General features: G+C 53.4%; 1 rRNA gene. It reads right to left on the bottom strand.

Annotated features, from left to right (window positions below):
• Window positions 1-5: 5 nt before the first annotated feature.
• A 23S ribosomal RNA gene (locus tag HMPREF2875_RS02065) occupies window positions 6-1,520 on the bottom strand; the annotation flags it as partial.

The raw sequence follows: 1,520 nt of genomic DNA, 5'->3' as shown, positions 1-1,520 counted from the left end.
GGGTTTGGTGTGTTTGTTTTGGTCTATTAGTACCAGTAGCCTTCACACCTTGCGGTGCGTCCAGGTCTGGCCTATCAACCCCATCGTCTGTAGGGGACCTCAAATGAAACCTCATCTTAAAACAGGCTTCCCGCTTAGATGCTTTCAGCGGTTATCCCTTCCGTACGTAGCCAACCAGCGATGCTCCTGGCGGAACAACTGGCACACTAGAGGTACGTCCGTCCCGGTCCTCTCGTACTAGGGACAGCCTTCTTCAAGTTTCAACGCGCGCGGCGGATAGAGACCGAACTGTCTCACGACGTTCTGAACCCAGCTCGCGTGCCGCTTTAATGGGCGAACAGCCCAACCCTTGGGACCTACTCCAGCCCCAGGATGCGACGAGCCGACATCGAGGTGCCAAACCATCCCGTCGATATGGACTCTTGGGGAAGATCAGCCTGTTATCCCCGGGGTACCTTTTATCCGTTGAGCGACACCACATCCACAAGTAGGTGCCGGATCACTAGTCCCGACTTTCGTCCCTGTTCGACATGTCTGTCTCACAGTCAAGCTCCCTTGTGCACTTACACTCGATACCTGATTGCCAACCAGGCTGAGGGAACCTTTGGGCGCCTCCGTTACATTTTGGGAGGCAACCGCCCCAGTTAAACTACCCACCAGGCACTGTCCCCAACCCAGATCATGGGCCAAGGTTAAGGTATCCAATCCGATCAGAGTGGTATTTCAACAACGACTCCACACACACTGGCGTGCACGCTTCATAGTCTCCCACCTATCCTACACAAACCGAACCGAACACCAATACCAAGCTATAGTGAAGGTCCCGGGGTCTTTTCGTCCTGCCGCGCGTAACGAGCATCTTTACTCGTAGTGCAATTTCACCGGGCCTGTGGTTGAGACAGCAGAGAAGTCGTTACGCCATTCGTGCAGGTCGGAACTTACCCGACAAGGAATTTCGCTACCTTAGGATGGTTATAGTTACCACCGCCGTTTACTGGGGCTTAAATTCTCAGCTTCGCCACCAAAAGGTGACTAACCGGTCCTCTTAACCTTCCAGCACCGGGCAGGCGTCAGTCCATATACATCAACTTCACGTCTTCGCATGGACCTGTGTTTTTGATAAACAGTCGCTTCCCTCTATTCTCTGCGACCCCACAACCCACCACCAACGCAAAGATTGGCTTAAGTCGTGTGGTCCCCCTTCTTCCGAAGTTACGGGGGCATTTTGCCGAGTTCCTTAACCACAGTTCACCCGAACGCCTTAGTATTTTCAACCTGACCACCTGTGTCGGTTTAGGGTACGGGCCATACATCCACATCGCTAGAGGCTTTTCTCGACAGTACTAGATCACCAACTTCACCCAATCGGGCTACGCATCACGCCTCAGGTACACGGTGTGCGGATTTGCCTACACACCACCTCACACGCTTACACCAACAATCCACTAAGCGGCATGGCTACTACACTGTGTCACCCCATCACTTGAACCACACATCAGGCCCCACGACATCAACAACCA

Origin of the sequence: Corynebacterium sp. HMSC078H07 (assembly GCF_001812805.1) — a bacterium.
Taxonomy (GTDB): Bacteria; Actinomycetota; Actinomycetes; order Mycobacteriales; family Mycobacteriaceae; genus Corynebacterium.
This window is presented reverse-complemented; position numbering and strand designations above follow the sequence as displayed.